This is a genomic window from Xanthomarina sp. (assembly GCF_035306605.1).
Lineage (GTDB): Bacteria > Bacteroidota > Bacteroidia > Flavobacteriales > Flavobacteriaceae > Xanthomarina.
In genome coordinates this window covers 1-6,344 of record NZ_DATGNR010000052.1, presented here as the reverse complement: position 1 = coordinate 6,344, position 6,344 = coordinate 1, and the positions used below count along the sequence as shown (strand labels likewise).

The 6,344-nt window shown below is 33.4% G+C and carries 6 protein-coding genes and 1 tRNA gene; 5 read left to right on the top strand and 2 right to left on the bottom strand.

The annotated features are described in order from the left end of the window. Positions 1-78: 78 nt before the first annotated feature. Both VKY41_RS08000 and VKY41_RS07995 read right to left on the bottom strand, forming a co-directional pair. Positions 79-675, bottom strand: coding sequence for a hypothetical protein (locus tag VKY41_RS08000; protein WP_500813919.1), 597 nt, complete (start codon positions 673-675; stop codon positions 79-81). 131 nt (positions 676-806) lie between these two features. Then, positions 807-2,681: a T9SS type A sorting domain-containing protein gene (locus tag VKY41_RS07995; RefSeq protein WP_500813918.1), complete on the bottom strand. Its 1,875-nt coding sequence runs from the start codon at positions 2,679-2,681 to the stop codon at positions 807-809. 123 nt (positions 2,682-2,804) lie between these two features. On the opposite strand from VKY41_RS07995, the gene VKY41_RS07990 reads away from it, so the two are divergent. The 5 genes from VKY41_RS07990 to VKY41_RS07970 all read left to right on the top strand — a co-directional run bounded on the left by VKY41_RS07990 (position 2,805) and on the right by VKY41_RS07970 (position 6,181). Continuing rightward, the gene (locus VKY41_RS07990; RefSeq protein ID WP_500813917.1) at positions 2,805-3,386 is read left to right on the top strand and encodes an RNA polymerase sigma factor; all 582 of its coding nucleotides are present in this window, start codon (positions 2,805-2,807) and stop codon (positions 3,384-3,386) included. 2 nt (positions 3,387-3,388) lie between these two features. Then, the gene (locus tag VKY41_RS07985; RefSeq protein WP_500813916.1) at positions 3,389-4,126 is read left to right on the top strand and encodes a tetratricopeptide repeat protein; all 738 of its coding nucleotides are present in this window, start codon (positions 3,389-3,391) and stop codon (positions 4,124-4,126) included. Positions 4,127-4,216: 90 nt separating this feature from the next. Further along, on the top strand, positions 4,217-4,984 hold the full coding sequence (locus tag VKY41_RS07980) for a TatD family hydrolase (RefSeq protein WP_500813915.1): 768 nt from the start codon (positions 4,217-4,219) through the stop codon (positions 4,982-4,984). Positions 4,985-4,986: 2 nt separating this feature from the next. After that, positions 4,987-6,018 carry an asparaginase gene (locus tag VKY41_RS07975; RefSeq protein ID WP_500813914.1) on the top strand — a complete coding sequence of 344 codons (1,032 nt, stop codon included), beginning with the start codon at positions 4,987-4,989 and terminating at the stop codon, positions 6,016-6,018. Positions 6,019-6,093: 75 nt separating this feature from the next. After that, positions 6,094-6,181: transfer RNA gene (locus VKY41_RS07970), tRNA-Ser, on the top strand. Positions 6,182-6,344 lie beyond the last annotated feature (163 nt).

The window sequence follows — 6,344 nt, the reverse complement described above, 5'->3', positions numbered from 1 at the left end:
AGATCTTTACTGCTTTGTAATGAAACTTAGTGTGCAAAGAATCACTGATTTTTAAGTTAAGCATGACTTTACTGGTTTTTAGTTTACTTTAAAACCTATAGGAATGTATGGTTGGCCAATGTTTAGGACTGGACCTCCATTACCATAAAAATTAGAGCTTAGAAACTCAATATTTCCTACTGTTATTGGATAAGGAACATCTGAGTAATCCGATTTTCGAAAGATTCTACCAACTGTTTCATTTAATGATGTATTGTTTAGTATGGTTCTCATAACTTTAATAATATCTCCTGAACTTACCGTTACTGGAGTTATGCTTTGATAATCTAAATGTGCTTGCGAAAAAGAATGCGTACCCGAGTAGGATGCTTGAGACGTTTCGTTAATTACTTCTATTAAATAATCACCTGTCCAAGTACTTGGATTTTGATATCCCACGCTACAGATTTCTCCGTCGGCATTTATTACCATACGGTATTCATGTGTTTCCAAATCCATGGATTCAGGATGGTCATCATAGCCGTTGGCTGTAGAAAAAGCATCGGTAATAGCGATGTTTACATAGGCATCGTCACACACATTGTTTGTTAGGTCGTCGTCATTATCGCAGGATGAAAGTGCAAATAGACTTAGAATAGATAGTACTGCGATTTTTTTAAAACTTCTCATTTTCATAATTTTTGTTTTTAATTTATTGCTTACAACTTTATATCAAAACCATTTTAAAATTGTTACCCTGTTTTTTTACAATATTTTAAAAAACAAGCTGTTTCTTAATCGAAACAGCCTGTTTAATATGAGGTTGTCTATTTTTTAATTATTTTGTTTTGATAGGATTTTCCATCTATTATGGCTGTACTTATATAAATACCAGTTGGCCAATTTTTAATATGAATGGTTTCTTTTTGGTCTTGAGTTTTGCTAGCATAAACTTCAACACCTTGCAAGTTGCGTATGTTTATGATTTTTGTGTTTTTACTTTCTATGTCACTAAAATCTAAAGTAACTTGATCTTGTGCTGGATTAGGAAAAACTTTAAAATTCACATCTTTATCGTGGTTTTCAGAAGCTTCATCTCCAAAAGTTAGTGTGTATTCAAATGTTTTTTGCGACTCTATACCTCCTGGGTGTGGATCGGCAATAATCTCTCTTTTACAACAAGATACTTCAAAGAAAATATCTACAGAATCCCAAGGGTTTCCTACAGCCAATCTAAATCTGTATATCTTTCCTGGTTTTAAATGATATCCTTGAGGTAGGAAATCTACAATATTTATATTGTTAGGTGCTTGAGTTAAAGGTGCTACCCATGCAGAATGTAGAACATTGGTATCCGTCCATGTTGATAAATTGAATTCTGATAAGCCTACAAAATATCTGTCTTCACACGTACTTGCTGAACCATCTACCAATAGGTCGTCTATTAAACACAACTCGGTTACTTTTATTGGGCCGTAATAGCTATCATATTCATTTTCTTGATAAGGGAATCTAAATTCAGCTGCAGCAGTTGGTTTTGAGTCTTCTTTGCATCCACCACAACTAAATACTTGGTGAAAATTTTGGTAGGAATGATTGTTTGGGTTGGCTCCCAGTTTTCTGTCAATTCCCGTAACAATAAAATCACAATCATAAATAGCAACACTTTCTAAATGATTTTTGATTTTGTTATCAATCTGATATTCATGTATCAGGCTATTGTCGGATTCATATAGTTTTACTTTAAAATCTCCATTTGCAGGAGCTCCATAATCTTGGCTAATTAGTAATCTGTTTCCTAAATCAACATCAACGAGTCCTGATGAGCTTTGAAATATACTACTTGTATTGTTGTTTAAGAACTTAACTACGCGGTTCGTAAATGGATACGAAGTAGATATATTTGAGTTGAAAAACACATCCCAGTTATTTCTTAGTGCTAGTTGATTAGTCCCTGAATCGAAACGACTGTTGTCATCATAATAAGAATGTAGAGATAACGCGATGTTGCTTGGGGAGTAAGAGTAACGTTTTATTATTAATTTTGACGCGTTAATATGACCGAAAGAATAACCTATAGCCAGTTTTTTATCTTTCATGTCCATATGTATAACAAATGGATTTGTGTTATTGATAAGTTTAATCTCGTCAATTGGCATGCTTCCTACGTACCCCATATTTCTATAAACCTTTACTTTTATTTTGTTGTTTTCTGTACAACCAATTAATACGTCTCCATTTGGTGCAATTGTTATGTCAGAAGGATGTGTGTTATTTACAACCTGAATACGCGAACCTATTAAGTTACCTGAAGCGCTGAATTTTTTTAGATAGGTTTTAAAAACGCTTCCATTTGGGGTTTCATAATCTTTATACAAAACATATACATTCTTTTCATTATCTAGTTTTATTCTCGCAAACGAACCTAATTCCGAATATTTTATGTCTGTATTGGTAATAGGGTTAAAGTTAGAACCATTATAAACTTTAAAATAATTTCCCGCATCTTTGCCATGTTTCCAATAGGTAATGGCATATAAGTCTCTGTTTTTGTCCGATGTAGACTGTTGTACCCACCAGTCTATGGAAACATTATTTAGGCCACTTGTTTGTACACCTCCTGTTAATGGAACTTGGGCATTTAAGGCTCCATAACAGCCAAGTAAAAAAATCAAAAAGATTTTTTGAATAGAATTTTTCATAATAAAATTTTTTTAATGTTAATTCATGGATACTATATCCATTCTCTTATACATAAAAACCATTTTAAAATTGTTACCCTTATTATGCGAAGTTTTTTTAAATTCGTTAAAAATAAAGGGTTTATGAGCGAGAAAAAAAATCACGAAGACCAGAAGTACATTGAGGGCTTGGTGGCAAATAATACGTTTATCATTCAGGCTATTTACGATAAGTTTGCTCCAAAAGTTATAAATTATATCAAGCAAAATAGTGGAGATGCAGCGAGTGCCCAAGATGTTATTCAAGAAACCCTTATTACTATTTACCATCAAGCAACAGAGAAGAATTTACAACTTACATGTCCTTTCGATGCCTATTTTTTCTTGATCTGTAAGCGAAAGTGGCTCAATCAATTAAAAAAACAAGGGAATAAAGAGGTAACAATTAATGAAGAAGTGTTATCTAAGGATGACGACGCTCAAGAACTTGCTTTCGAAACCTCTTTATTTGAACAACAACACGACTTGTTTAAGGATATGTTTGAAAAGTTAGGACAGGCCTGTAAAGATTTGTTGAAAGCTACTTTTAAAATAAAATCCATGGAAGAAGTTGCTGAAAGTTTAGGTATCACGTATGCCTATGCTAGAAAAAAGAAATCTTTATGTATTGGGAAGCTAACGAAGTTAATTCAAGAGTCGCCAACTTATAAAAACCTAAAATCGTAACCATGCAAGAACAAGATTACATATTATTTGAAGATTATCTGTCTGGGAAGTTAGATTCAGAAGAAAAGGTGGCTTTTGAAAACAGATTGCAAAAAGATTTAGAGTTCCAGGAAGCTTTTAACACTTATAAGCAAGCCTCGGAATTTTTAGAAAATCATATTGCAAATGAAGAGAAAGCAGAGGCGTTTAAATCAAATTTAGAAGCTGTTTCAAAGAAGTATTTTGATAAAGAAGCATCTAACAGAACAAGTTTTAAAGGTATTAATCCCTGGTACTATTCCATAGCAGCAGCCGCAATTTTGGTGATAGGATTTTTCTTTACCCAACAATTTTCAAGTCCGGTTTATGATAATTATGCGAACTATGGAACTATAAGTTTAACCGTGAGGGGCACGCAAAGCGAGATTTTGAGCAAAGCAGAAACAGCTTTTAACACTCACAATTATGAAGATGCAGCAATGTATTTTTCAGAATTACTTAAAACAGATGAACGCAATATGGAACTACAACTATACAAAGCCGTGTCTTTAGTGGAATTAAATAACTATGCGAAAGCAGATGCGCTATTTAATCATATTATTCAAACCCCTTCAGTTTATAAAAATAAAGCTATTTGGTATTTAGCCTTAAGTAAATTAAAACAAGATGATGCAGTTGCCTGTATATCCGTATTAAAAACAGTGCCTAAAGATTCAGAAGACTACAAACAAGCACAAGAGCTTCTAAAAAAATTGAAATAAAATTTTGATAAACCTTTCAGTAGGAGATTAGCAATATAAAAGCTGAAAGGTCTTTAAGGTTATTTGTAAAAGAACCTATACTTTTGCAAAATGATAATTACCGATACACATACCCATTTATATAGTGATGCCTTTACGGAGGATCGAAAAGAAATGATTGAACGCGCTATTGAAGCTAAGGTTACTCGTTTTTTTATTCCTGCTATCGATTCCAACTATACAGCGGCCATGCTTCAATTGGAAGCAGATTTTCCAGAACATGTTTATTTAATGATGGGATTACATCCCACGTCAGTAAAAGAAAATTATTTAGATGAATTGGCTCATGTAGAAGAAATGTTGGCGCAACGCTCTTTTTATGCCATTGGAGAAATAGGAATCGATTTATATTGGGATACTTCTACTTTAGGGATTCAAAAGAAAGCCTTTAAGCATCAAATACAATTAGCTAAAAAATATAAACTGCCTATCGTAATTCATTGTCGTGAGGCTTTTGATGAAATTTTCGAAGTTTTAGAAGAAGAAAAAAGCGATGATCTATTCGGGATTTTTCATTGTTTCACTGGAACTTTAGAGCAGGCTAAACGTGCCATTTCATTTAATATGAAATTAGGAATCGGTGGTGTGGTTACTTTTAAAAACGGGAAAATAGATCAGTTCCTAAATCAAATCGATTTAAAACACCTTGTTTTGGAAACCGACTCACCTTATTTGGCACCGACACCATTTCGTGGGAAGCGTAATGAAAGCGCCTATATAATAAAGGTATTGGAAAAACTATCGGAACTTTATAATTTACCTCAGGAAAAAATTGCCGAAATTACCACTCAAAACTCAAAAGACGTTTTTAATATATAAGTATGACAGATACCAAGCCAAACATTCTTTTAATTTATACTGGTGGGACTATTGGGATGATTAAGAACCCAAATACCGGAGGGTTGCAAGCTTTCGACTTTAATAATCTTTTAAAACGAATTCCAGAATTAAAGTTATTGAGCTGTCGTATTTCAACAGTTTCTTTTGACGAGCCTATCGATTCCTCTAACATGAGTCCTGAATATTGGATTAAAATGGCAGAAATAATTGAAGCACATTACGACGCGAATGACGGTTTTGTGGTCCTTCATGGAAGCGATACTATGAGTTATACGGCTTCTGCTTTAAGCTTTATGTTGGAGAATTTAGATAAACCTGTGATACTAACAGGTTCCCAATTACCTATTGGAGATTTGCGTACAGATGCTAAGGAAAACCTAATTACTTCCATACAAATGGCCGCTTTACGTAAGAATGATAAACCAGTAATTAGAGAAGTGGGCTTGTATTTTGAGTATAAACTGTACCGAGGAAATAGAACCACCAAAATAAATGCGGAACATTTTGAGGCTTTCGAATCTTTAAATTATCCACATTTAGCCGAGTCTGGAGTCCATATGAAAGTAAATGAAGATGCTTTATGGAGGCCTAACTCCAAAAAAAAGTTGGTAGTCCATAAAATTTTGGACACTAATATTGCTTTGGTAAAACTGTTTCCTGGTATTTCCAAAACTATTTTGGAGTGTATCATTAATAATCCAAGTTTAAAAGGAATTATTATAGAAACCTACGGAACTGGAAATGCCAGTACCGAATCGTGGTTTATTTCTTTAATAGAAGAAGCTATAAAAAGAGGAGTATATATTGTAAATATTACCCAATGTTCCGGTGGAAGTGTCCTTATGGGGCAATATGAAACTAGTTCAGACTTAAAGAAGGTGGGCGTTATTTCAGGAAAAGACATGACAACAGAGGCTGCAGTGGCAAAATTGATGTATTTATTAGGAGAGAAAATTTCTGCTAACACCTTCAAAACCATATTCGAAACCTCATTACGTGGAGAAATTACATAAAAATTAACTCGCAAAATTTTTAGCTTTCAAAAGTTTTTTTGTTATTTGCCTAATGTATTGTTAAATATGATAATTAGAGAGGTGGCCGAGCGGTCGAAGGCGCACGCCTGGAAAGTGTGTATACCTCAAAAGGGTATCGAGGGTTCGAATCCCTTCCTCTCTGCTTTTATTTTTATTTGATAATCGTATTTTTTTTATATCTTTAACACTTTAACTAATAAAATTAAGAACAAGAACAATGAAAAGATTATTTTCTATTCTAGCCATTACTGGAATTATGGCTTTCGGAACTGTTAATGCAAATACAACTGCAAATATAACAGCAT

Excerpts from the sequence above, each read along its gene's own strand:
- VKY41_RS07980 (WP_500813915.1), top strand. The coding sequence starts at position 4,217 with ATGATAATTACCGATACACATACCCATTTATATAGTGATGCCTTTACG.
- VKY41_RS07975 (WP_500813914.1), top strand. The coding sequence starts at position 4,987 with ATGACAGATACCAAGCCAAACATTCTTTTAATTTATACTGGTGGGACT.
- VKY41_RS07990 (WP_500813917.1), top strand. The coding sequence starts at position 2,805 with ATGAGCGAGAAAAAAAATCACGAAGACCAGAAGTACATTGAGGGCTTG.
- VKY41_RS08000 (WP_500813919.1), bottom strand. The coding sequence starts at position 675 with ATGAAAATGAGAAGTTTTAAAAAAATCGCAGTACTATCTATTCTAAGT.
- VKY41_RS07995 (WP_500813918.1), bottom strand. The coding sequence starts at position 2,681 with ATGAAAAATTCTATTCAAAAAATCTTTTTGATTTTTTTACTTGGCTGT.
- VKY41_RS07985 (WP_500813916.1), top strand. The coding sequence starts at position 3,389 with ATGCAAGAACAAGATTACATATTATTTGAAGATTATCTGTCTGGGAAG.